This window comes from Vreelandella titanicae BH1 (assembly GCF_000336575.1).
In the GTDB taxonomy this organism is placed as follows: domain Bacteria; phylum Pseudomonadota; class Gammaproteobacteria; order Pseudomonadales; family Halomonadaceae; genus Vreelandella; species Vreelandella titanicae.
Window position 1 is genome coordinate 742268 of record NZ_AOPO01000001.1, and the last position, 23534, is coordinate 765801.

The 23534-nt window shown below is 56.9% G+C and carries 25 protein-coding genes; 5 read left to right on the plus strand and 20 right to left on the minus strand.

The window, feature by feature from the left end; genetic code table 11:
- Nucleotides 1-65: 65 nt before the first annotated feature.
- From HALTITAN_RS03205 to HALTITAN_RS03260, 12 genes are all read right to left on the minus strand, one after another.
- Nucleotides 66-260, minus strand: coding sequence for a hypothetical protein (locus HALTITAN_RS03205; protein WP_022521249.1), 195 nt, complete (start codon nucleotides 258-260; stop codon nucleotides 66-68).
- Nucleotides 257-865, minus strand: coding sequence for an ATPase (locus HALTITAN_RS03210; protein ID WP_217920557.1), 609 nt, complete (start codon nucleotides 863-865; stop codon nucleotides 257-259). Before HALTITAN_RS03210 ends, HALTITAN_RS03205 begins: the two co-directional genes overlap by 4 nt.
- Before the next feature lie 25 nt (nucleotides 866-890).
- The gene (gene dtd, locus HALTITAN_RS03215; RefSeq protein WP_022521247.1) at nucleotides 891-1328 is read right to left on the minus strand and encodes a D-aminoacyl-tRNA deacylase; all 438 of its coding nucleotides are present in this window, start codon (nucleotides 1326-1328) and stop codon (nucleotides 891-893) included.
- A gap of 46 nt (nucleotides 1329-1374) precedes the next feature.
- Nucleotides 1375-1956: a chalcone isomerase family protein gene (locus tag HALTITAN_RS03220; protein WP_009286223.1), complete on the minus strand. Its 582-nt coding sequence runs from the start codon at nucleotides 1954-1956 to the stop codon at nucleotides 1375-1377.
- Nucleotides 1957-2061: 105 nt separating this feature from the next.
- Entirely contained in the window at nucleotides 2062-2907 is an 846-nt protein-coding gene (locus HALTITAN_RS03225) for a universal stress protein (RefSeq protein WP_022521246.1), read from the minus strand.
- A 124-nt stretch (nucleotides 2908-3031) separates the two neighbouring features.
- Entirely contained in the window at nucleotides 3032-3862 is an 831-nt protein-coding gene (thiD, locus tag HALTITAN_RS03230) for a bifunctional hydroxymethylpyrimidine kinase/phosphomethylpyrimidine kinase (RefSeq protein ID WP_009286224.1), read from the minus strand.
- A gap of 139 nt (nucleotides 3863-4001) precedes the next feature.
- Nucleotides 4002-5114, minus strand: coding sequence for a TRAP transporter substrate-binding protein (locus HALTITAN_RS03235; protein ID WP_009286225.1), 1113 nt, complete (start codon nucleotides 5112-5114; stop codon nucleotides 4002-4004).
- 168 nt (nucleotides 5115-5282) lie between these two features.
- Nucleotides 5283-6689, minus strand: coding sequence for a TRAP transporter large permease (locus HALTITAN_RS03240; RefSeq protein WP_022521229.1), 1407 nt, complete (start codon nucleotides 6687-6689; stop codon nucleotides 5283-5285).
- Nucleotides 6689-7249, minus strand: coding sequence for a TRAP transporter small permease subunit (locus HALTITAN_RS03245; protein ID WP_009286227.1), 561 nt, complete (start codon nucleotides 7247-7249; stop codon nucleotides 6689-6691). Before HALTITAN_RS03245 ends, HALTITAN_RS03240 begins: the two co-directional genes overlap by 1 nt.
- 101 nt (nucleotides 7250-7350) lie before the next feature.
- Nucleotides 7351-8184, minus strand: a complete 834-nt coding sequence (locus tag HALTITAN_RS03250; protein WP_089691363.1) for an endonuclease/exonuclease/phosphatase family protein — start codon at nucleotides 8182-8184, stop codon at nucleotides 7351-7353.
- A gap of 5 nt (nucleotides 8185-8189) precedes the next feature.
- Nucleotides 8190-8822 carry a thiol:disulfide interchange protein DsbA/DsbL gene (locus HALTITAN_RS03255; RefSeq protein ID WP_039858044.1) on the minus strand — a complete coding sequence of 211 codons (633 nt, stop codon included), beginning with the start codon at nucleotides 8820-8822 and terminating at the stop codon, nucleotides 8190-8192.
- Nucleotides 8823-8986: 164 nt separating this feature from the next.
- Complete coding sequence (locus tag HALTITAN_RS03260; protein ID WP_022521226.1) at nucleotides 8987-9616, minus strand: c-type cytochrome; 630 nt, start codon at nucleotides 9614-9616, stop codon at nucleotides 8987-8989.
- 350 nt (nucleotides 9617-9966) lie between these two features.
- Between HALTITAN_RS03260 and yihA the strand changes: the two genes are divergently transcribed.
- Nucleotides 9967-10605, plus strand: a complete 639-nt coding sequence (gene yihA / locus HALTITAN_RS03265) for a ribosome biogenesis GTP-binding protein YihA/YsxC (RefSeq protein ID WP_009286228.1) — start codon at nucleotides 9967-9969, stop codon at nucleotides 10603-10605.
- Here the strand turns inward: yihA and HALTITAN_RS03270 are convergent.
- From HALTITAN_RS03270 to HALTITAN_RS03300, 8 genes are all read right to left on the minus strand, one after another.
- On the minus strand, nucleotides 10578-11336 hold the full coding sequence (locus HALTITAN_RS03270) for an HAD family hydrolase (protein WP_039857690.1): 759 nt from the start codon (nucleotides 11334-11336) through the stop codon (nucleotides 10578-10580). The two genes, yihA and HALTITAN_RS03270, sit on opposite strands and share 28 nt — an antisense overlap.
- Nucleotides 11333-12277 (minus strand): tyrosine recombinase XerC, encoded by a 945-nt coding sequence (locus tag HALTITAN_RS03275; RefSeq protein ID WP_022521224.1) that lies wholly within the window; start codon nucleotides 12275-12277, stop codon nucleotides 11333-11335. Before HALTITAN_RS03275 ends, HALTITAN_RS03270 begins: the two co-directional genes overlap by 4 nt.
- Complete coding sequence (locus HALTITAN_RS03280) at nucleotides 12270-12980, minus strand: DUF484 family protein (protein ID WP_022521223.1); 711 nt, start codon at nucleotides 12978-12980, stop codon at nucleotides 12270-12272. The genes HALTITAN_RS03275 and HALTITAN_RS03280 overlap by 8 nt, the downstream gene beginning before the upstream one ends.
- 16 nt (nucleotides 12981-12996) lie before the next feature.
- The gene (dapF, locus tag HALTITAN_RS03285) at nucleotides 12997-13830 is read right to left on the minus strand and encodes a diaminopimelate epimerase (RefSeq protein ID WP_022521222.1); all 834 of its coding nucleotides are present in this window, start codon (nucleotides 13828-13830) and stop codon (nucleotides 12997-12999) included.
- Nucleotides 13830-15101 carry a diaminopimelate decarboxylase gene (gene lysA, locus HALTITAN_RS03290; RefSeq protein WP_009286229.1) on the minus strand — a complete coding sequence of 424 codons (1272 nt, stop codon included), beginning with the start codon at nucleotides 15099-15101 and terminating at the stop codon, nucleotides 13830-13832. The genes dapF and lysA overlap by 1 nt, the downstream gene beginning before the upstream one ends.
- A gap of 33 nt (nucleotides 15102-15134) precedes the next feature.
- The gene (gene lptM / locus HALTITAN_RS25710; RefSeq protein WP_152419215.1) at nucleotides 15135-15278 is read right to left on the minus strand and encodes an LPS translocon maturation chaperone LptM; all 144 of its coding nucleotides are present in this window, start codon (nucleotides 15276-15278) and stop codon (nucleotides 15135-15137) included.
- Entirely contained in the window at nucleotides 15275-16678 is a 1404-nt protein-coding gene (gene argH / locus HALTITAN_RS03295; RefSeq protein WP_009286230.1) for an argininosuccinate lyase, read from the minus strand. The genes lptM and argH overlap by 4 nt, the downstream gene beginning before the upstream one ends.
- Before the next feature lie 97 nt (nucleotides 16679-16775).
- Nucleotides 16776-18833 (minus strand): putative bifunctional diguanylate cyclase/phosphodiesterase, encoded by a 2058-nt coding sequence (locus HALTITAN_RS03300; protein ID WP_009286231.1) that lies wholly within the window; start codon nucleotides 18831-18833, stop codon nucleotides 16776-16778.
- Between the two features lie 136 nt (nucleotides 18834-18969).
- On the opposite strand from HALTITAN_RS03300, the gene hemC reads away from it, so the two are divergent.
- Genes hemC through HALTITAN_RS03320 form a run of 4 tightly spaced genes read left to right on the plus strand, consistent with a single transcriptional unit; the run spans nucleotide 18970 to nucleotide 23474 of the window.
- Complete coding sequence (hemC, locus tag HALTITAN_RS03305) at nucleotides 18970-19914, plus strand: hydroxymethylbilane synthase (protein ID WP_009286232.1); 945 nt, start codon at nucleotides 18970-18972, stop codon at nucleotides 19912-19914.
- Nucleotides 19911-20690, plus strand: coding sequence for a uroporphyrinogen-III synthase (locus HALTITAN_RS03310; protein ID WP_009286233.1), 780 nt, complete (start codon nucleotides 19911-19913; stop codon nucleotides 20688-20690). The genes hemC and HALTITAN_RS03310 overlap by 4 nt, the downstream gene beginning before the upstream one ends.
- 13 nt (nucleotides 20691-20703) lie before the next feature.
- A complete protein-coding gene (locus tag HALTITAN_RS03315; RefSeq protein ID WP_009286234.1) occupies nucleotides 20704-22200 on the plus strand; it encodes a uroporphyrinogen-III C-methyltransferase in 1497 nt (498 codons plus the stop codon).
- On the plus strand, nucleotides 22197-23474 hold the full coding sequence (locus HALTITAN_RS03320; protein WP_039857694.1) for a heme biosynthesis HemY N-terminal domain-containing protein: 1278 nt from the start codon (nucleotides 22197-22199) through the stop codon (nucleotides 23472-23474). Before HALTITAN_RS03315 ends, HALTITAN_RS03320 begins: the two co-directional genes overlap by 4 nt.
- Nucleotides 23475-23534: the final 60 nt, after the last annotated feature.

Here is a 23534-nt window from a genome sequence, read left to right on the forward strand (position 1 = left end):
AACAATAGGGCTAGCTTTCCAACAAAAACGTTACCGGGCCGTCGTGGAATTGGAATGCCTGATCATTAGCTCGTAGAGGAACCCTGGGGATGTGAGATGTCTATTTGGTTCTCGGGAGCGTCACCACCTGCCAACTCAGGTTTGCCGTCTTTCCAAATAACCGCGTACTGGCCAAGTCGACGCTTACGCTCCAATGTTTCTGTCACAGCGGCACGAAGGCTGTTGAGCATTTCCTGCGTGTCGGGTGCAAGCTGGCTCATGACGCTGACTCCTTACAGATTAATTGAAAATACGGATCATTGATTATATCTCGTTTGCTTCCACGCTGCTCAAAGACAAGTTCTGGCATATCGCCATCATTCATAAAACAGCGAGCGCGAGTAACACATGGCGCAAATAGCGTTAATAGGTTGCGCAAACTTCGCGGAAATCGGCGCTGAATGTCTTTCGAAGGAATATCGTGGCCGCCATGTGAAACACGCTCTGCAACGCGTAGACGTGACATTTCGACGGAAGGTAGGGCTAGATAAACTAACTCTACGCGCCAACCCTCTGATAGCAGTTGTTTCACCAGCCGCATATAGCTTCGTCCAGATAGTGTTGTTTCAAAGGCAAAGTCATCTCTTTCCTCAATTGCCTGTTGGACTTCGCCCAAGAAAATTCTGCTAGCGGTTAGTAGCTCCCGCTCTGGCGCCAGCGGAGAGAGACCTGCAGCAATCAAGTCAGCATTGATAAACCGGGAGCAATGCGCTACCTGAGGGAGATAATGAAGTGCGAAGGTCGTCTTACCGGCTCCATTAGGCCCAGCAACGATCCAGCAAGTGGGTGGCTGAGTATTCGATGTAATGACGACTCTCCTTTCCAGCGAAGGATATTTGCAAAGTAAACAGCTAGCTTTCCAGCAAAAACGTTACCGGGCCGTCGTTAATTAGCGCCACCTGCATATCGGCGCCAAATTCACCGGTGGCGACGTGCGGCCAGGCAGTACGGGTCTGGGTAACCAGCAAGTTGAATAGCTCTTCACCCTGGGCGGAAGGAGCGGCGCTGGAGAAGCCCGGCCGCAGCCCCTTACGGGTATCCGCCGCCAGGGTGAACTGGGAGACGAGCAGCAGACCACCGTTCACCTGCTGCAGGTTGTGATTCATTTTACCTTCGGCGTCGCTGAATACCCTGTAATGGAGGAGCTTGTGCAGCAGTTTTTCCACGCTAGTCCCGTCATCGTGCTTCTCCACTCCTATCAGCGCCAGCAGTCCATGGTCGATACTGCCGACGATTTCGCCCTCCACTTCCACGCTGGCGCGCTTCACGCGCTGAATGAGTGCCTTCAAAACGTCTCTCTCCCCACTAGCAAACGGCCATTATAACGACCGCTCGTTAATTTTTCCCTAGCAGGGCATTGCGAAAATCTTCACCCAAAGGCCGCTCACCCAGCCAGATACCGAACATGGCGCTAGCCAGCTCTGCGTTACCACCCTCATATAATGTTTCGCCGTTTAGCGCCAGGCGCAGCGTGTCACCGTCCCAACTTAGCACATAGTGATCTTGCGGCTTGACGTCCTGGTAGCTTTGGTTAAATGCCTCAACCTCTGCTTCCAACTGGGAAAATTCATAGGCGGTGAGGCTCTTCTGAAGGCTTTCTGTGGTGGCTTCAGAGAAGTCAGGGGCGTCGATGGCATGGAAATAAGCAAGCTCCAAACGCCTTGGAACGTCACTCAACGGCTGTGGCTCGGATTCGCCTGCCTGGTAGTAGGCGCCCGCATAGGCCGTCCAGATCATGTAGCGAAACACGCCACTACCAATAAGGCTATAGCGCTGGCCGTGCTCCTCTACCGTGCGCTCAAACACTTCGCCTTTTTCCGTCACACTGTTGGCCATCGCCCAAGGCGTTAGCGATAGGCCAGCTAACAGCAGTGACCATTGTATGGCGCGCCTAGCCCCTAATAAGCATATAGACATAGAACCTCCTCATGGCAGTATATCTATACATACCAACACACCATATAAAGGTTCCGTACAATATATATGATTGGCCGTTCACTACTGATTATTAACACCACCCACTTACCAGGCACGGCAGAGCATTAAATCGCAGTGCGGTTCACACAGGAGCATCTCGGTTAGCTGGCTGGTGTGGTGGGGCTGACCGCGACTGCCGATCATCACGAGATCGGGCGTGTGGCGCTTCATATATGCTTGCAGCACATCACAGGGCGCGCCTTGTTCTAACACCAACTCCACATCGGGAACTCCTTCTAACTCGCGTATCAGGCTATCGACTTCGTTACTCAACTGCTCACGCAGACGCTGCACTTCATGTTCACGCCAATGGGCGTAATAGGCTTGCGAACCCAACTCGCGCTCGCCGGGCAGTGTCCAGGCGTGCAACAGTGTCAGCGTGGCTTCAGGGAAGCGAATCAGCGCCTCTTTCAAGGTATGCCGCGCCGTCAGTGAAAAATCGATGGGCACCAAAATATGCTGCCAGGGCTGGGTCGGCTGGTGAGAAGAGACCACCACAGGGCATGGTGCACTGCGCAGCACGCGCATTACCGTGGTACCCGCCAGCAGGTCTTTTTGCCCGCGCTTGCGATGCATGCCCAGCACAATCAGCTCGGCGTTGCGCTCATGAGCTTCGCGGACGATTTCAACGTGAGGCGAGCCGGTCACGGTCTGGATCAGCGTTTTCGGCGCCTCTAGGGCGTAGTCTTCGCGTAGATCCGTCAACATGGTAGTGATGTCTTCCACTACCGCGCTCTCGACATCCAGCAGCACACGTCTGGGTAGGTAAGGATCCAACACGTGCAGCACGTCTAGCTGAACACCCTGGGCATAGGCCAAACGTAACGCCCGAGCAAAAGCGGCGCGATTATCAGCGGAAAGATCGGTGGCAAACAGAATGGTGCGAGGCATGGCGAAACGCTCCTCGGCTGAGCAGCTCAGCCTTACAAGCCGTTAAGCAAACACTCCTTAGCATGGTGTGCAATGTCCATTCTCGCAAGCACTGTTGCCCAAATGCCACTGGCTACAGCTAGCATCACCACCAAGCGTGAAAATGGTGCACCGGGCCGCGTCCTTTCCCCACGTTTAAGCGCACGCTCGCCTCCAGGGCTGCGTGCAGCCACTGCTTGGCATCACTGATAGCGGCTACCGGGGCATCCCCTTCGGCATCCACGGGTAGCTTCGCCAAGCAGGCGGCGATCGCTGAGGAGAGCGCACAGCCGGTACCGTGCAAATTGTCGGTATCGATTCGCGAGGCGGGCAACCACTCATGACCATTGGGGGTTGCCAGCAAGTCTGGGCAGGTTTCCCCGCGCAGATGGCCGCCTTTCAGCACCACATAGGGCGCGCCCAATTGCGTTAACCCCGGCAGCATCGCTTCCATGGCGTCTAAACTGGTGGGCGACGGCGTGTCGAGCAATACAGCGGCTTCCGGCAGATTGGGGGTAATCACATCGGCTAGCGGCACGAGAATATCGCGGACTGCATGAATACCGGCGTCGTCGACCAGAACATCCCCGCTCTTGGCGACCATCACAGGGTCGAGCACAATCCAGCGTGGGCGGCGCTGACGCAGCACATCAGCAATAACCTCGGCGACTTCACGGCTCGCCACCATGCCAATTTTAACCGCGTCTATCACCACATCATCCAGCAGGTGTTCCAACTGCTCGCGTATGGCCTGAGGCGAAACGGGGTACACCGAGGCCACCCTGCAGGTATTCTGGGCAATCACCGCGGTAATCACGTTGGTGCCGTAAACGCCAAGGGCTGAAAAGGTTTTTAGATCTCCCTGCAGCCCGGCGCCCCCCGAGGGATCGGAGCCGGCGATGGTAAGCACATTGCGAAGACGGGAATGGGTAGACATGGGGCTCCTTCACGGCAAAAACGTCACTGTACGCCTAGGATACCCAAGCTGGGCGACTTATGCTGCCGAAAACGTACATACCAAACACACTAACGAGCCGCCCGAAGGCGGCTCGTTAGTGTGTATCAAGCACGGCAAACTATTGCGCGGTGTCACCTTCCGGGTTGCGGGCGTTGTAATACGCCTGCTCGGAGATGGCGTGGTAATCCTCGACCTTCTCCTGGAACGCTTGATAGGAGTCATAGATACGCGTAGCTAATTCGCTCGATTCAGCCAGCTCGGCGACCACATCTTGAGAGTGCTCACGCGCCTGGGCCAGTACGTCATCGGGAATGCGGCGTAGCTCAACATCGTGCTCGTTCACCAGGGTTTCCAGCGCATCGTTGTTACGTGCGGTGTACTCATCCAGTACGCTCTGGTTAATGTCGCTAATAGCGGTACGCAGGATCGCCTGCAAATCCGCTGGCAGCTCCGCGAAAGCCTCTTCGTTAACGATTGCCTCAAACATGACCGTCGGCTCGTGCCAGCCTGGGTAGTAATAATAGTCGGCGGCTTGATGCAGTCCGAATGCCAGGTCGTTGTAAGGGCCAATCCACTCTGTTGCGTCAATCGCACCGGATTGCAGCGAAGTAAATATCTCGCCGCCCGGCATATTCACAATCGCGACACCCATGCGGCTCATCACTTCGCCACCCAGGCCCGGCATACGCATTTTCAGTCCGTCGAGGTCGGCAACCGAATTGATCTCTTTGTTGTACCAGCCGCCCATCTGCACGCCTGAGGCACCCGCCACCATGACGTCAACGCCGAAGTCATCGTAGAGCTCGTTCCACAACTCCATACCGCCGCCATAGCTTAGCCAGGCGTTCATCTCTTGTGCATTCATGCCAAACGGCACGGCAGCAAAGAACTGCGCAGCAGGCGCTTTGCCTTTCCAGTAGTAGGAGGCGGAGTGGCCTAGCTCAGCGGTACCGTCAGAAACGGCGTCAAACACCTCAAACCCCGGTACCAACTGGCCAGCACCGAAGACTTCAATGGTCAGGCGGCCATCCGACATTTCATCGACCAGCTGGGATAACCGCTCGGGACCCTGACCAACACCTGGGAAATTTTTCGGCCAGGAGGTGACCATTTTCCAACGGAATTCTTCCTCTTGCGCCTGGGCGTGATTATCAACGCTAGAGACTGCCAACAAACTGGCGGAAAGTGCAGTCGTCATGGCGATGGCAGTAGGGAGTGTCTTGGCTTTCATACAATAACCCTCTTACTTTCTATTATTACTATTATGAGTAGGGAATACTCCGCCTAGCGTAGAACACTAGGCGGTTTACTTCAGGCCATTAATGGCTATTTACTGCTTATTAATTAGGTTGCCACTTCTTAACGTTGATAGCAGCGATGTTTTTCAACTAACCCTTTATTAGCCAAACTGCGCTGGCAGCCACGTTGCCAACTGCGGGAAGAACGTTAGCATCAGCAACATACCCAGTTGCATTAGGATAAACGGGATAACGCCACGGTAAATAGCCGAGGTAGATACAGATGGCGGCGCTACGCCACGCAGATAGAACAGCGCAAAGCCGAACGGCGGCGTTAAGAACGACGTTTGTAGGTTAATCGCGATCATGATGCCCAGCCAAATCGGGTCAAGGCCCATGGCAAGCAAGATCGGCCCGACAATGGGCACCACCACAAAGGTGATTTCGATAAAGTCGAGAATAAAGCCGAGCAAAAAGATCACCAGCATAACGATGATCGTCGCGCCGACCACCCCACCAGGCATACCCTCGAACAGTTCGGTCACCATGTGTTCGCCGCCGTAAGCACGAAACACCAGCGAAAACAGCGCTGCACCGATCAGGATCAAAAACACCATGGTAGTCACGTGAGTGGTCGAACGCAGCACGTCCTTCAACGTCGCCCAATCGAGCTGACGATAAGCCAGCGCCAGCACTAAAGCGCCGAAGGCGCCTACCGCTGAGGCCTCGGTCGGCGTGGCAAAACCACTAAGAATCGAGCCCAGTACCGCCACAATCAGCACCACCGGTGGCACCAACCCTTTGAGCAGTAGCATGCCAATCCCTGAGGTATGACCAAGCTCGGCCATCAACTCTTCACGGTCGGCAGCAGGCGCCATATGCGGACGCAACCAGGCCACCAGGGCCACATAGACCATGTACATCACGACCAGAAGTAGCCCAGGCACCAGCGCGCCCATAAACAGGTCGCCCACGGAGACCGTTTTAGGGCTGAAGATACCCATATCCAACTGCGCCTGCTGATACGCCGATGACAGCACATCACCAAGCAGTACCAAGGCAATGGAAGGCGGAATAATCTGCCCCAGAGTGCCGGTGGCGCAGATGGTGCCGGTTGCCAACGAGGTGCTGTAGCCACGCTTTAGCATGGTGGGAAGCGACATCAGCCCCATGGTGACCACCGTGGCCCCCACAATACCGGTAGAGGCAGCCATCAGCATACCCACCAGGGTCACCGAAATACCCAGGCCACCGCGCATGGCACCAAACAGCAGAGCCATGGCATCCAGCAGCGTCTCAGCCACTTTGGATTTTTCCAGCAACACGCCCATCAAGACAAATAGCGGCACCGCCAACAGCGTTTGGTTGGTCATTATGCCGTAGAGCCGGTTGGGCAAGGCGGCAAGATAGCCACTATCAAAGTTAGCGTCGATACCGATGGCTTCCAACCCGAGTCCCATTCCGGCAAACAGCAGCGCCGTGCCCGCCAGCGAAAGCGCCACGGGAAAGCCGAACATCAACACAATACAGATAACGGCAAATAAAATAACTGGCATAAATTCCAGCATCAAACACGCTCCTCAAGGTGATTGCCACCAGCAGCTCCCGGCGTTATCCGCCCGGTCATCACGTAGCCATTGCGCACAATTTCAATCACGCCTTGCACGATCATCAGCACGGCAAACAACGGTATCAAGGTTTTCAGAGCGTAGACTGCCGGAATACCGCCGTAATCGGAGGAGGTCTCCAGAATACGCCAGGAGTTGGCCACGTAGCCCAGACTGGAAGCGATGATAAAGACCATCACTGGAATCAATAGCGTGATAATGCCCACCACATTGATTAACGCCTGGCGACGCGGGGTCATGCCTCGATAGAAGATATCCACCCGCACGTGGCCGTCGTGGCGAAACGTATAGGCGGCAGCGAGCATAAACACGCTGGCGTGCATATACATCACTAGTTCTTGCATGAAGATGCTATTCACACTGAAGGCATAGCGAAGCAGTACAATCGCGAACTGAATCAACATCATAAGGATGATCAGCCACGCAAGGGTACGCCCGAACCATTCGGAAGCGCGGTCCAGCGCACCAATAAAAGCAGGTAGTTGTGTTGTGTCCGACATGGGAGTGTCTCGCGTAAAACGGCTAAGGGGATCAGCGTCCCAGACAATAGCGCATATACGCGGACAATGCAGCGCTCACGGAGTGCACAGCGTGCTTATTATTAAACGCTTGAACGAATTGCCGCTAAACAGGCCTCGGGCAAGGGTAAATCGACAGCAATCGGCAGGTGGTCAGAGAAGAGATGATCCAGCACCCGCACTTCGGCGGCCTCTAACGATTGCGAAAGCAGAATATGATCCAACGCATGGCGCGGCTGCCAGGAGGGGTAACTGAACAGGGGTTTAACCGGGTGCAGCGGTAGCGACGCACTAAAACGCTCGTGAGCGTGCAGTTGGTCAGGGGTGCAGTTGAGATCCCCCATGACCACCACGTGGCGCAGTGGTTGAATAATATCGCTTAAGTAGTTGAGCTGACGCACCCGGCCGCGGTGGCTTAGCGCCAGGTGGGCAACAAAGATATGCAGCGCATCAGGCCCTTCGCCAAAGCGGGCGTGAATCGCACCGCGCCCTGGCATTGCCCCCGGCAAACGGTGCTCTTCTATTTGGCTGGGTACCAAGCGCGAGAGTAAACCGTTACTGTGCTGGGCAATGTGCCCCAGATTGCGATTGAGCTGCTGAACATGATGGGGAAACCCCGCTTGGGCAGCGAGATACTCCACCTGATTGACGCGGCTTGAGCGAAAACTACCGCCATCGACCTCTTGCAGCCCCACCACGTCAAACTTGCTCAGCACTTCGCCCATCACGTCCAGCCGCTTCTGGCGACGCGGGTTGGGCAGTAGGTGCTGCCAACTGCGCGTAAGATAGTGATGGTACGCCGAGGTCTGGATGCCCACCTGCAAATTAAAGGTCAGCAAACGCAAGTGCCCATCTTCAAACAGCGTCGAGCGTGAGCCATTGATGGCTGTTGTGTCACGCTCCCTCGCTTCACGCAACACGGTTACTCTGTGCGCTCTTCACGCACCTGCTCAACCAACGCTTCAGCGACTTTCGGCATGTTTTCCAGGCTACCGGCTGAGCTCGGCGTCACCAGAAAACGGCCATCAATCACCAGGGCAGGCACACCCATTAACTTCATTTTGCGCATACGGTTATTGGCATCATTCACTTCGCTACGCACACCAAAGTCAGTCAGCGCTTGCTTGGCCTCTTCTTCGCTGACGCCGTAGTTGGCAAAGAAAGCAGCAATCTCATCGGGCTCTGTGAGCGACTGATTTTCCTGATGAATGGCGTTAAAGAAGTCGGCGTGTAGCTCCTCTTCGATACCCAGCGACTCAGCTGCATAGAATGCTGTAGCGTGGGTATTCCAATCCCCACCCATGGTGGCGGGCATTTTGACGACACTAACGTCATCGTCCAGGGTCTCGTACCACTCATTAATCGGCGTTTGCAGGCGGTAGCAGTGCGGGCAGCCAAACCAAAATACTTCGGTGACTTCAATTTGCCCGTCATCAACCTGGGTTTCTACCGGCGTTTCAAGCAGCTCATAATGTTGGCCTTCAACCACTTCCTGGGCACTCACTGCCGCAGAAAGCCCCAAACCTGCCACTGCAACCATTAGCGTTTTGAACATATTAGACATCGTGTAAGTTTCTCCGTGGGTAAGCGGGGAGTGAGACCGTTGATAAGCCAGCGGGTTCCCTCAGCTAGCGAACGTTGCCTAGTGAGGGCCCGCAAACGGCATAAGGAAGTGTTTAGGCTATCGATTGCTGGTTTTAAACGCGCTTATTGACAACCTTAGTTCAAACCCAGCACATAATTAGCCACTGCTTCCATATCGTTGTCGCTCATTTTTGAAGCGATGTCGCCCATGATGTTATTGGGGCTATTGTTACGATCGCCTGACGCGAATGCCTGCAACGTTGAGACCGTGTACTGAGCGTGCTGCCCAGATAGACCGGGGTAAACGGCGCTGCCGATACCGACACCCGTTGGCGTATGGCAGGCTGAACAGGCAGGAATGCCCTTGGACATATCACCAGCGCGGTAAAGCTCTTCACCGCGAGCCAGCAACTCAGCGTCTTCGTCGCTGGTCTGGCCCAAGTTGGCATCCTGGCGCGCAAAGTGTGCTGCCACATCCCAGGCATCCTGGTCGGAGAAGTCATCCACTTGGCCGGCCATTTGGGGAACCATGCGGTTGCCGTCGCGGATATCCATAATCTGTTTCGCCAGATAGGACATCTGCTGACCCGCTAGATTAGGGAAAGCGCCCGATGGGCTAATGCCCTGTTGCCCATGACAGGCGGCACAGGTCTGGGCCATTTCCTGGCCAGCGGATGCGTCAGCATCAGCTTGATAGTCCGTTTGAGCGTGGGCGATGCCAACGGCGCCCATGGTAATTGCTAGGCTTGCCAGTAACTTTCTCATTGCTATTCCACTATGCCGTTTTATGTTTGACTGGTACGCACCCTGGGCGCTTCCCAGGTTTCACAAGTTACCAGGGTTAGCTCCGCCAATACCAACCTTCGCTAATACCAACAACGTATCGCGATGGTACACTAGCGCCCCAGGTCGCAGATATAAACCGCTTGCATTATAACGAATCACCCCAGCGGCGGGAATGCAAGTGCTGGACTGCTTTAGGGGTAATTCGTCGCGGTACTGCTCTCAATTCTCTATCATGAGTCGCTATCATGCGTTCTACTTTATCGAAGCGATAGAGAGGTGATAGTGCGCAGAGTAGGCCGCTTTTATGTTCGTTTTTCAGGATCAACCCAATGACTACCCCCCATGATAGCCCAGTCCCTCGGCTGAACTACCCGACGGCAAGTTTTCTTATCAGCGCCCCCACCCTGGCCCTGTGCCCGGATGATACCGGCGCAGAAGTAGCCTTTGCCGGGCGTTCAAACGCGGGCAAATCCAGTGCTATCAACGCATTAACGCAACAAAATGCGTTAGCGCGCACCTCGCGCACACCGGGGCGCACCCAACTGATCAACTTTTTCAGCGTTATGAACGACGAGTCGCGGCGTTTGGTCGACCTACCCGGCTACGGTTACGCCAAGGTGCCGGAGGCGGTCAAGCTAGAGTGGCAAAAGCACCTAGCCGAGTACCTGCGCAACCGTTTCAGTCTACGCGGCTTAGTACTGCTAATGGACGTGCGCCACCCGCTCACCGAGTTCGACCAAATGATGCTCGATTATGCTGACCAGCGCGGCATGCCGGTGCATATTTTGCTCACCAAAGCCGACAAACTGAAAAAAGGCCCTGCCAGCGCTGCGTTGCAAAAAGTGCGCTCACGCTTGAAAGAGTGGGAAGACCTCGTCTCTGTTCAGCTGTTCTCTTCACTCAAGCGCGACGGCGTCGATACGCTGTCCCAGAAACTCAATCAGTGGCTGTATACACCGCCAGAATGATGCGCCTCTAACTTCTCGAGAATGCTGGGCAGCTCTTTAATATGGGCAATACGATGCACACGCGGGGGGAGCGGCTGATCCTCTGTTTCAGAAATCCATACCGCGTGCATGCCCAGCTGCTGGGCAGGGAGCACGTCCTCCTGCCACGAATCGCCCACGTGCATAGCGCACTCGGGGGCGACGTTTAAGCGCGACAGCGCGGTGAGGAACGGCATCGGATCAGGCTTGGGCGCCAGTAACTCGCCCGCGGCAATGGCCACCGGAAAGTAGCCAGCCAGCGGCTGACGTTGAAGATGAATATTACCGTTGGTGATCGCCGCCAACTGATAGCGCTCTGCCAGGGCAGCCAGCAGTCCGGCCGCTTCTGGATGGGGCGTGACCTGCACGCGCAGGCGGTGAAACTCATTCATCGCTGCTGCTGCCCACATCAACGCAGCACTGCGGTGCAGACCTGCGTGTTCTAACTGGGCCTCCAGTGAGCGCAAACGTAGCCAAGTGAAGTCGCCGCGCCGTTCGGGCACCTCTTTTGCCAACTGTTGACGGCGCTGCAGATAATCCAGCCCGCCGCTTTCGTGGGATAACGCCAGCGCTGTTTCCTGGCGTGCCGCTCGCCATGCCTCAAGTGCCTCCAGTAGCCAGCGGTAGTGGCCCTCTTCGGTACGCGCCATGACTCCGTGGTTGTCCCATAGGGTGTCGTCCAAATCGAAGGTAATGGCCTGCAGCATCGTCATGGTTTGCTCCTGGGGCTATTCTTACTGTCGTTGGGGCCTCGTTTAGCACGGGGGTGCGCTGCGTCGTAGCTGGTCGCCAGATGCTGCCAATCAAGCCGGGTGTAGATTTGCGTGGTCGATAGATTGGCGTGCCCCAACAGCTCTTGCACGGCGCGCAGATCCTGGCTCGACTCCAACAGGTGACTGGCAAAGGAGTGCCGCAAACGGTGCGGGTGCAGGTGTTCGGGCAAGCCACGGGCAATCGACAGCTGAGCTAAACGCTTTTGAATGGCACGATGGCCCAAGCGCTGCCCGCGCTGGCCCACAAATAGCGCCTGCTCAGTAATAGGTGCCAGCGCTGAGCGACATCCCAGCCACTCAGCCAGCGCCTGCTGGGCGCGGCGCCCTACCGGCACCTGACGCGGCTTGCCGCCTTTGCCGATCACCCTTACCCGGCTATTCTGCAAATCGCCCAAATCAAGCGCCGCCAGCTCCGCTAAGCGCAGGCCACTGGAGTAAAACAGTTCAAGAATAGCCTGATCTCGCACGCCCAGCGGCGAGCCATCGTGGGGGGTATCGAGAAAGCGCGCCAGGGCATCGACATCCACCGGGCGCGGCAGGTGGCTGGGCTGTTTGGGCGTACGCAGTAGTCCCACCGGGTTATCGACCAGCACACCCTGCTTGACCAGGTAATCGGCGAAGCGGGAAAGTGCCGCCCGCCGCCGGGCAAGGCTTCTAGGCGCCAGCCCCCGGCTACGCTCCGACCCCAGAAAAGCCCTCAGCAGAGCGGTATCTAACGCTGCAGGATTTGTCACATCGCGTCGCTCGGTGAAGTTACACAGTGCGGCCAAATCATGCTGATAAGCCGCCACCGTGGCAGGGCTAGCATGGTATGCCAGCGCCGCTAAAAAAGCCTCAACGCGCTTGGCTATCGTTATTTCCGTTGGAAGAGCTTCAGCCATAGTCGCCCAGGCGCACCAGCAGGCGCGCGACGATATCACCCAAGTACTCAGTGAACAGCGTATCCATGCTGGCCCGATAGGCGTCAGGGCTGGGGCTGGCCAGCAGCAAATAGCCCAAAGGGTCACCCGCCGAGAGCCGTGAAATCGCACAGGAACCGGCTTTGCGCGGCGCTTTGACATGGGGCAGCAAGCACTTCCAGTCGCTGACGCTAAGCTTCACACAGCGGCTAGTGCGGCCATCCAGCAGCGCCGACAGCCGTGTGCTGGCATGTTGATCAAGCACGTGCCGTGGCGGTTGAGGCGGCGTCGGTTCACTATCGCTTAACGTGGCCGGACACCACAGCGCCATGGCCGGGGTTTCAAAGCGCTCGCTAAGCTGAGTGGCCAATGCTTGCGCCAGCGCATCGCGATCCGGCGCTTCCACCAGGGCTATCAACGTTTCCCGCAGCCGGCGGTACTGGGACTCGTTATGGCGAGCGGTTTCCAGCAGGTGCTCCAGGCGGCCCTCGGCGGTTTCCGCGCGCTTGCGCAGGTCTAACACCAAGCGTTCTAGCAGTGACACCGCCCCGTCGATATGCGGGTGGGGCACCTGCAGCTGCTGCAGTAACCCTTCACGACCGACGAAAAAATCGGGATGACGCGCCAGCCAGAACGCCACTTGATCAGGCTCGAGCGTTTTGCGGGGTTCAGGGGCTTGTGACATCGCCGTTCTCCTCGAATTAATTAAGTGCTACGCGGCCATCGAAGACGCGTGTAGCTGGCCCCACCATCGTTAGCGCCCCTTCAGGGTCAGGCCACTCAATGCTGAGCTCTCCACCGGGTAAATGGACTTTTACGGGGCTTTTTAGCAGCCCCTGGCGAATACCGCTGGCCACTGCAGCGCAGGCACCGGTACCGCAGGCCAGCGTTTCGCCACTGCCGCGCTCATACACACGCAAACGAATTTCACTGGGCGAGAGTACCTGCATAAAGCCCACGTTAACACGCTTGGGAAAACGCGGATGCGCCTCTACCAACGGCCCGAGGCGCTCCACCGGGGCGCTATCAACGTTCTCAACCTGCATCACAGCATGTGGGTTTCCCATAGAGACCACGCCGATCTGCAGCGTTTCATCACCCACTTGTAACTGATGCAGGGGTTGATCCCCAGGGGCATCGAACGGCAGCGCCAAAGGGCTAAACCGCGGGCGGCCCATATCCACTCGCACCATACCGTCGTGCTGCACGGTCAGCACCAACGGGCCCCCGGCGGTTTCTACGTGGATTTCATGCTTGTGGGTCAATCGCTGATCGCGCACGAAGCGGGCAAAGCAGCGTGCACCGTTGCCACAATTTTCCACTTCACTGCCGTCAGCATTGTAAATGCGGTAGCGAAAATCCATCTCTGGATCCCGGGGCGGTTCGACGAGCAACAACTGATCAAAGCCAATGCCGAAACGCCGGTCTGCCAGTGCACGAATCTGAGCTTCGTCCAACCGGGCGCGCTGAGTGACTAGATCCACCATGACAAAGTCATTACCCAGGCCATGCATTTTGGTGAAGTGTAACAGCATCAACGCCCCCCTTCGGGCAGCAGCGCTTCACCCGCCCACAGACTGGCAACGGTTTCCCGCGCGCGCACCACATGGCAGCTGTCGCCATCAACCATTAACTCGGCGGCGCGAGGGCGACTGTTATAGTTCGACGCCATAACAAAACCGTAGGCCCCCGCCGAGCGCACCGCCAAAAGATCGCCTTCGGTAATCGCCAGCTCGCGTTCCTTACCCAGGAAGTCACCCGTTTCACACACTGGGCCCACTACGTCGTAAAGGGCGCTTTCGCGTGTTTGACGAGTATCCACCGGCACAATCGCCTGCCAGGCCTGGTACAGCGCCGGGCGAATCAGGTCATTCATGGCCGCATCGACAATGGCGAAGTTCTTGGTCTCTCCAGGCTTGAGAAACTCTACCCGAGTGAGCATGACACCCGCATTGGCGGCGATGGAGCGACCGGGTTCAAACAGCAACGTAAGCGCTTCGCCACCTTCCCAACGCGAAAGCCGCGCCAACAGTTGGCTAGCGTAATCAAACGGCTGGGGCGGTTTTTCATCGCGGTAAGGCACGCCTAAACCGCCACCTAAATCAAGGTGCTCGATTTCGATGCCCCGCTCACGCAGCCGCTCCATAAGCACCAGTAAGCGATCAAGGGCATCCAGGAAGGGTGCGGTTTCAGTTAGCTGTGAACCGATGTGGCAGTCGAGCCCCTTCACCTGCAAATTGGGCAGGCTTGCGGCTAGTTCGTAAACCGCCAACGCTTCATCCACCGGGATGCCGAACTTATTATCCTTCAAACCAGTGGAGATATACGGATGAGTACCCGCATCCACGTCTGGGTTGACCCGCAATGAGACCGGGGCAATTTTCCCCAACTCACCGGCGACACGATTCAAGCGCTCAAGTTCGGGGCGTGACTCAACGTTAAAGCACTTAATGCCCACGTCCAGCGCACGAACCATTTCATGGGGTTGCTTGGCAACGCCCGAAAACACTACTTTCGCCGGGTCGCCACCGGCTTTTAGCACCCGCTCAAGCTCACCGATAGAGACAATATCGAACCCCGCACCCAGCTTGGCTAACAGGCCTAGCACAGCCAGATTGGAGTTGGCCTTCACCGCGTAACAGATCAAGTGCGGATGGCCGCCCAGTGCTTCGGTGTAGGCACGAAAGTGGCGCTCAAAGGTCGCTTTTGAGTAGACGTAGCAGGGCGTGCCGTACTCGTCGGCAATCCGTGACAGCGGCACATCTTCGGCGTATAGCACGCCATCGCGGTAGTTAAAATAATCCATAGGGCTCTCCCCTTCTCCTGGGCCTGCGGCTATCTATTCAGAGGGCTGGTCAGACGACTGGGTAGATTGCTCGTCAGCGGGTGCATTGTCCGGCAGATAAAGCGGCCCCTTTTGCCCACAGGCAGTAACCGCGGTTAACAGCAGCGCTGTAAGAGCGATGATTGCCAGCGTTTTCATGCGCCCGCCTTGAGCGCGGCCAACGCCTCACGCGCTCGCTGGGCGGCCGCCCGCACCTGGTTGGGAGCCGTGCCACCAATGTGGTTACGGGCGGCGACCGAGCCTTCCAGAGTCAATACCTCGAACACATCCTGCTCGATGGTAGCGGAGAACTGCTGGAGCTCTTCCAGGCTCATTTCAGAAAGGTCTTTTTCACTTTTTAGGCCATAAGCCACCGACTGGCCGACGATTTCGTGGGCATCACGAAAGGCCACGCCTTTGCGCACCAAGTAGTCAGCCAAGTCCGTCGCGGTGGAGAAACCACGCCGCGCCGCTTCATACATGCTGGCTTTTTTGGGCTCAATAGCGGGCACCATATCGGCGAAGGCTTTCAGGCAGTCGCGCACGGTATCCACGGCATCGAACAGCGGCTCTTTATCTTCCTGGTTGTCTTTGTTGTAGGCCAACGGTTGCGATTTCATCAGCGTTAACAGCGACATCAGGTGGCCATAAACACGACCGGTTTTGCCGCGCACCAGTTCCGGCACGTCAGGGTTTTTCTTCTGCGGCATGATGGATGAGCCGGTGCAGAAACGGTCGGGCAGGTCGATAAAGTTGAACTGGGCGCTGGTCCACAGCACCAGTTCTTCGCTCATGCGCGACAGGTGCATCAATAGGATGCTGGCAAAGCTGGTGAATTCAATAGCGAAGTCACGATCCGAGACGGCGTCCAGGGAGTTCTCCGTGGGGCGGTCAAAGCCTAACAGCTCTGCGGTGACGTGGCGGTCGATGGGATAGGTAGTGCCCGCCAGCGCCGCGGCGCCCAGCGGCATGACGTTGACACGCTTGCGGCAGTCCAGCAGGCGCTCATGGTCACGAGCCAGCATCTCCTGCCAAGCCAGAATATGATGACCAAAGGTGACCGGCTGGGCGGTTTGCAGATGGGTAAAGCCGGGCATAATGGTTTCAGCTTCACGATCGGCCAGCTCAATCATACCTTCGCGCAGGCGCTTGAGTTCTACTTCAATAACATCGATCTCATCGCGCATAAACAGGCGAATATCGGTGGCGACCTGGTCGTTGCGCGAGCGCCCGGTGTGGAGTTTTTTACCGGTAATGCCGATCTTTTCGGTCAGCCGCGCTTCGATGTTCATATGCACATCTTCAAGCGGCACCGACCAGTTAAATTCACCGCGCTCGATTTCGCCCTGTATCTCGTTCAGGCCGTTAATAATCGCATCGCGTTCTTCATCGGTCAGCACGCCTACCCGAGCAAGCATGGTGGCGTGGGCAATGGAACCCTGGATGTCCTGGGGGGCCAGTCGCTGGTCGAAATTAACCGACGCGGTGAAGCGTGCAACAAAGGCATCGGTGGGCTCGCTAAAGCGACCGCCCCAAGACTGATTCGTGGCTTGGCTCATCGAAGATATATCCTGCTAACAAAACAAAGGAGTCGTTAGCAGAAAGTGTACCAGAGTCGCCCCGGTCAGCGGCACGCCGTTTTTACTTATGCGTCAGCTAACAGAGAGACGTTATGACGGCAGGGGGCTGGTGCAAAAACTCGCGCAGGGCACCGAGGGGCATGGGGCGAGCAAAGAAGTAGCCTTGATAGTAGTCACAGTGGCGCTTTAGCAGGTAGCCAAACTGCTCTGCCGTCTCGACGCCTTCGACCAATACCTCAAGCCCCATCTTTCCCGCCATAGCGACTACGCCTTCGATAATCGCAGCATCGTGGCGGTCAGAGATCACGTCGCGCACAAAGGAGCGGTCAATCTTGATGCGATTAATCGGCAGCCGCTTTAAGTAGCTGAGACTAGAGAAGCCGGTGCCAAAGTCGTCTAACGCTATCTGAACCCCCAGGGCACGCAAATGCTTTAACGCCTGGATGGCTTGCTCGGCACTCTCCATCAGGACGCTTTCGGTGAGCTCTAACTCCAATAGCGCTGGCCTTAAACCACTGCTCGCCAGCACCTGCTCAATGGAGGCGAAAAAGCCGGGACGTTGAAACTGCATCGGCGAGATATTGACTGCCATGGTGATCTCACCCAACCCTAGGCCATTAAGCTGCTGGGCATCGCGACAAGCGGTGGCCAGCACCCACTCGCTGATAGGTATGATCTGACCAGTATCCTCGGCAAGGCTGATAAAATCAGAGGGCGGAATATTGCCGCGCTCAGGGTGCTGCCAGCGGATTAGTGCTTCCACCCCCACCACGCGACCACTGGGCGCATGAATTTGCGGCTGGTAATGCAGTTCGAACTGCTGCTGTTCAATGGCTTGCTGTAGTGCGCTGCGCAAGCTCACCCTTTCGCTCACTTTGCGATTCAAGTCTTCGGTATACCAGTGGTAGGTATTACGCCCGCGCCGCTTGGCTTTATACATGGCCAAATCCGCCTGCTGAATAAGCTGGCGGGGGTTGTCCATGCTGCCGTCATTGATGGCAATCCCGATACTGGCGGTGATGCGCAGCTCGCTGTCGCGGTACCAGTAGGGCGGCGAAAGCCCCTGGAGAACCCGCTCGACCACCTGTATAACATCGTCCTGATGGGCTAGATCCGGCAACAACACCACAAACTCATCGCTGCCAAAACGCGCGACGGTGTCCCAGGGGCGCAGTTCATTCTCCAACCGCCTGGCCACTTCAACCAGAATAAAGTCGCCCACTTCATGGCCCAAGGTATCGTTGATCGGCTTAAAATCGTCCAGGTCAATAAACAGCACGGCTATATAGCGATGGTAGCGGCGCGCCATCACGCCCCCCTCTTCCAAGCGCTGACCAAGTAACAAGCGGTTGGGCAGCCCGGTCAAGGCGTCGTGATGGGCGTTATGGTCGAGTTGAGCCTGATATTCGCGCTGTTCAGAGATATCATTCTGTACGCCGACAAAGTGGGTCACTTGGCCGTTCTCATCGCGTACAGGTGAAATGTGCAAGTCGTTCCAAAAAACCGTGCCGTCATGCCGATAGTTACGGATGACCACGTGTACTTCACGCTGCTCGGTAATCCCTACCTGTAGCTGCTTGACGGTGGCGGGATCGGTCTCTTCCCCCTGTAGGAAACGGCAGTTACGCCCCAGTGCCTGGTTGCGCGAATAGCCGGTAATGCGTTCAAAGGCAGCGTTGACGTAAACCAGAGGCAGATCGCTGCTCTGAGCATCGACAATAAGAACACCATTGGTGCTTGATTCAACGCTACGCTCCAATAATTTTAGCTGTTGTTCGCTAGCTTTACGCCGCGTAATCACCCGGGCGATTACGTAAATCACGTCCTCCCCCAACGACGGCGAAATTTCTAACCAGTGCTGCTTGCCGGTTGCGGAAACAGCGCGCACCTCAAAAGGAATGACCTTTTCGCCTTGATGCACTCGCTGTAACGCCCGTTCGATCACCGGGTGGTCAAGGGGGTTAATGACGACACCACAGGAACGCCCGATTAACTGTTCAGAGGTATATCCCAGCAGCGTCTCGAAGGCTGGATTGACTTGCAGCAGCGTGCCTTTAAAGTCGATACAGCAGAACAGATCCCGTGAAAGCAGGAAAAACTGGTCAAGCTGGCCGCGGGGTAACACTGAGGACATACAATTTCCTAGGGGGACGGATAAAGCACGTTACGGGCGCCTAATCAGTTCCGTTATTTTTACTGTGGCGCTCGGTGCTTTATGATGACACTTATCATAGCTTGACTCGCCGTGTCTGCGGTATAGGGAGAATAACGTGCTATCAATCACCAAACTGCGCATTGCCACGCGTAAAAGCCAACTGGCCATGTGGCAGGCTGAGTACGTTCGTGACCGCTTAATGGCGGCTCACAGCGGCCTTGAGGTCGAGCTTGTAGCTCTGTCTACCAAGGGCGACAAAATTCTCGATACACCGCTTTCAAAAATTGGCGGTAAAGGGCTGTTCGTTAAAGAGCTGGAAGACGCCATGCTCGATGGCCGTGCCGATATTGCCGTCCACTCGATGAAAGATGTACCCATGCTCTTCCCCGAAGGGCTGGGCCTGTCGGTCATCCTAGAGGGGGCCGACCCTACCGATGCGTTTGTATCCAACCACTACTCTAGCATTGATGAGCTTCCCGAAGGGGCACGAATTGGCACCGCCAGCTTACGCCGTGGCCTGCAGATGCGTGAAGCCCGCCCCGACCTGCAAATTCTCAACTTGCGCGGCAACGTACAAACGCGGCTAGGTAAATTAGACGCGGGAGAATTTGACGCCATCATCCTGGCGACCTCAGGCCTTAAGCGGTTGGGCTTGGATGAGCGGATTGCCCAGGCACTGCCGCCGGAAGTGTGCCTGCCCGCCTGCGGCCAAGGAGCCCTAGGCATTGAGTGCCGCCTGCATGACCCCGAGCTGATTGCCTTGCTAGCCCCGCTGGATGACGCGGATACCGCGACGCGTGTGCGCGCCGAACGGGCCATGAACACGCGCTTAGAGGGCGGCTGCCAAGTGCCTATTGCGGGCCACGCGGTGCTGGATATTGAAAATGAAACCCTTTGGCTACGCGGCTTAGTGGGCAACCCAGAGGGCACCGAAGTGCTGCGCGCCGAAGGCCGTGGTTCGATGCATGAGCCCGAAGCGCTGGGCATTCGCATTGCCGAAGAGCTGCTCGACCAAGGCGCTGGCGATATTTTGGCTGAGGTTTACGGCCGCGCCATATGAGCCAACCGGTACTGATCTGCCGCCCTGGCGAGCGCGGTGAAGCACTGGCTGCTGCTCTGCGCGAGCGAGGCGAGAGCGTTGAATCACTCAACGTGATGCAACTCGAAGCCTTACTAGAAACCCCTGAAATGCGGCGTATCTGGCTGGATATTGATCAGTACCATAAGATAATAGTCATCAGCCCCTTTGCGGCCACTTGCTTAAGTGAAGCGCTGGATCGCTTCTGGCCACAGCTGCCCATTGGCATTGACTACTACAGCGTTGGCAGCGCCACCGCGGCAACGCTTTATGATCAGTTGGGCGTACGTGTGCATGTGCCTGCGCCCAGTGCAGGTGAAGATACCAGCGAAGCACTGCTTGCGCTTGCCTCGCTTCAACAGTTAGGGCACCAGCGTATTCTACTGGTGGCGGGAGAAGGTGGCCGCCCGCTGCTCGCTGAAACGCTTGCTGAGCGGGGCGCGCAGGTGACTCGCGTAGCGGTGTATCGACGCACGTTTCACCCCCTTGAACCCGCTCTGCAAACGCGCCTTTGTTCAGGTAATTACCGGGCGTTGATCGTCACCAGCAGCGAACTGCTGGAACATCTGGCAAAATGGTGCAATCAGGCGGCCTTGAACCAACCGCTAATCGTTTCCAGTCGCCGTTTGGCTACACTGGCTGGCATACTGGGTTTTTGTGACCTCAAGGTGGCGTCCGGAGCTACGCCAGCTGCGTTGATAGCGGCGTTGGAGACCTGCGACCCACAGGGTGCCGATGTCGATCAAGGAACTTACTAAGGGCTAGCGACACATGAGCAAACAAGTAAACGATCAGGACGATGTACAACCGACGTCCTCCGATGCCTCTCAAGGCGTCCCTAAAACGACCGACAAAGCAGCTTCCACGACCGACGCGACTGAGCCCAGCAAGCCGAACACGCCGCCGAGCTCAACAACACCTGCTCAGAGTGGCGCTAAAAATAGCCGGTCGCGGCGGCGTGGAAAGGGCTCGCCCACTGCGAGTTCAACCGCTGCTAGCAGTACTACCAGCACGGCTAAATCGACAGATACCACATCCAGCAGTGCAGCCTCACCTTCCCAGAGCGCCGCTCAACCCAGCCCATCCTCCTCAAGCGGGTCGACTTCTAGTTCGCCATCGTCAAGCGCCGCCTCGTCAAAGCCGACCAGCGGCAAGTCATCGGCGGGCACTACGCCGCCCACCGGCCACAAAGACAGCGGTAACGGCCAAAGCGGTGGGGGCAAAAGCGGAGGCAGTAAAAGCGGCGGCCTCGCGATTGCCCTGGTGATTATCCTGGCGATTGCCTTGGCATTTATCGCTTGGCAGGGCTGGCTGCGCCTGGAGAGCCAGCAGCAACGCCTCGACGAAGTCGCACAGCAGGCTGAGGGGAGCGCCTCACAGCAAACGGTTAGCGACCTCGAGTCACGCCTTGATAGCGGCGAAGCCGAGCGCGATGAAGCGCTGCAAAGCACACTGGGTGACCTGCGTGATGAATTTGACAGCTACCGCAGCGACGTCGATGAGACCCTGGGCCAAGTGCTGGACCAGCTCTCTCAAGAGCAGGACACCGACGAGCGCGAGTGGTTGCATGCCGAAGCCGCCTACCTGCTGCGTCTGGCCAATCAGCGTTTACAGCTGGAAGGCGACGTTGATGGCGCAGCTGCGCTGCTGCGTACCGCCGATGCGCGCCTAGTAGATGCTGACAACCCGGCGTTGACGCCCGTACGCGCAGCGATCGCCAATGAGCTAGCCGCTCTGGATGCCGTGCCCCAGGTTGACCGTACAGGCCTCTACTTAGCGCTCAATGCCCAGCAGGAACGTATCTCCTCTCTGCGACTCTCTCAAGAAATTGAGGAGCAAGCGGTAACCTCCAGCATCGAGCAGCCGCCGACCGGCACTTTCCAGCGCCAGCTGGCGCGCTTCGGTGAAGAGCTCAAAGACCTGGTGGTGGTTCGCCATCACGATGAAGCGCTGGAAGCGCTGATTACCCCAGAGCAAGAGTCTTACCTACGCCAAAGTCTGCGCTTAGTGCTGGAGCAGACGCAGTTGGCCCTGCTCAACGAAGAGAAAGAGCTTTATGACGCGAGTATCGACAAAGCGCTACAGCTGCTGAACGACTACTACGACACCACTCGTGAAGAGACCCAAAGCGTTATTACGCGCCTTCAAGAGCTCAAGGAAGCAGAGGTAAAACCCGAGCTGCCCGATATCAGCGCTTCACAGCAGGAGCTCGCACGCTTTATCGACAACCGCTATAAGACGCGTGGCCAAAGCGGAGGTGATTCATGAGAAAGCTTGTTCTCCTCATTGTCGCAGGCCTCGCCGTCGGGGCCCTGTTTGGGCACCTGATGATGTCGGTGCCCGGCTATTGGCTAATCCGCGTGGGCGACTCATCCATCCAGACATCGTTTTGGTTTGGTCTGGTGCTGCTGTTTGCCGCCTTTATCGTCCTACACTTTGTACTGCGTTTGCTCAGCGGCATTATTCGCCCTATGGGGCGTTTTCGTAGCTGGAACAGCCGCGCACGTAACCGTCGCGCCATGCAGCGCACCGTGCGTGGCCTGGTAGCACTGACCGAAGGGCGCTGGAAAAAAGCCGAAAAAACCCTGGTTAATGCCGCCGATGATTCCAGCACACCGCTGGTCAACTACCTATCCGCAGCGCTGGCGGCCCATTATCAGGGCCACCACGTGAAATCCCAGGAGCACCTGAATCAGGCGCAGCTAACCACCGACGGAGCCGATACGGCCGTTGGCTTGATGCAGGCGCAAATGATGATTGAGCGTCAGCAGCCGGAAGAAGCCCAGGCGATTCTGAATCGCCTGGATAAGAAGCTCTCCAACCACCCCCAGGTGCTCAAGCTACTCAAGCAGGTGCATTTAAGCGTCAACGATTGGGAAGGCTTACGGCGTTTGATTCCACGCTTGGCGGCGCAGAAGCTCATCACCCAGCAAGAGCGTGAGCAGTTGGAGTTTAAAGCCTACCGCGAGCTGATCGTGTTTGAAGCGCAAAACCCCACCAACATTGAGCGAGTGCGTGGCCTTTGGGCTGATATGCCCGACTACCTGCGCGGCAACACCGAGCTGATCGTGCTATACAGCGAAGCGCTGATTCAAGCCCACGAAGAGCCCATTGCCGAGCGCTTGCTCAACCACTCGCTGGATCACCACTGGGACGCACGCTTAGTAAAACGCTACGGCCTGCTGAATGTGAACGCCGGTCGCCAACTAGTTAAAGCCGAGAAGTGGCTGCAGGAACGCCCCAACGACCCCGAGCTGCTGCTCGCCTGCGGTCGCCTCTCGCTGCGCACCGGCCAGTGGCAAAAGGCGTTGGAGTACTTTGAAGCCAGCCAGCGGCAGCGCCCCAATGGCGAAGTTTGCGCTGAACTTGCACGTCTCTATGCAAGCCTTGGCGAGCATAATAAGAGCCAGCTCTACTATCGCCACAGCGTCGAAATGCTGGCCAAATCGCTGCCATCGCTGCCGCAACCCAGCGATGCTAACGACAGCAAAAAGCCCGGCAGTAAGCAAAAAGACAGCAAAACCATTAAGAAAAGCGCCTAGGGTTGCTGCTGGTATAACGTGAAAGGGCGCCACTTCAGCAGTGGCGCCCTTTTTAGTGGC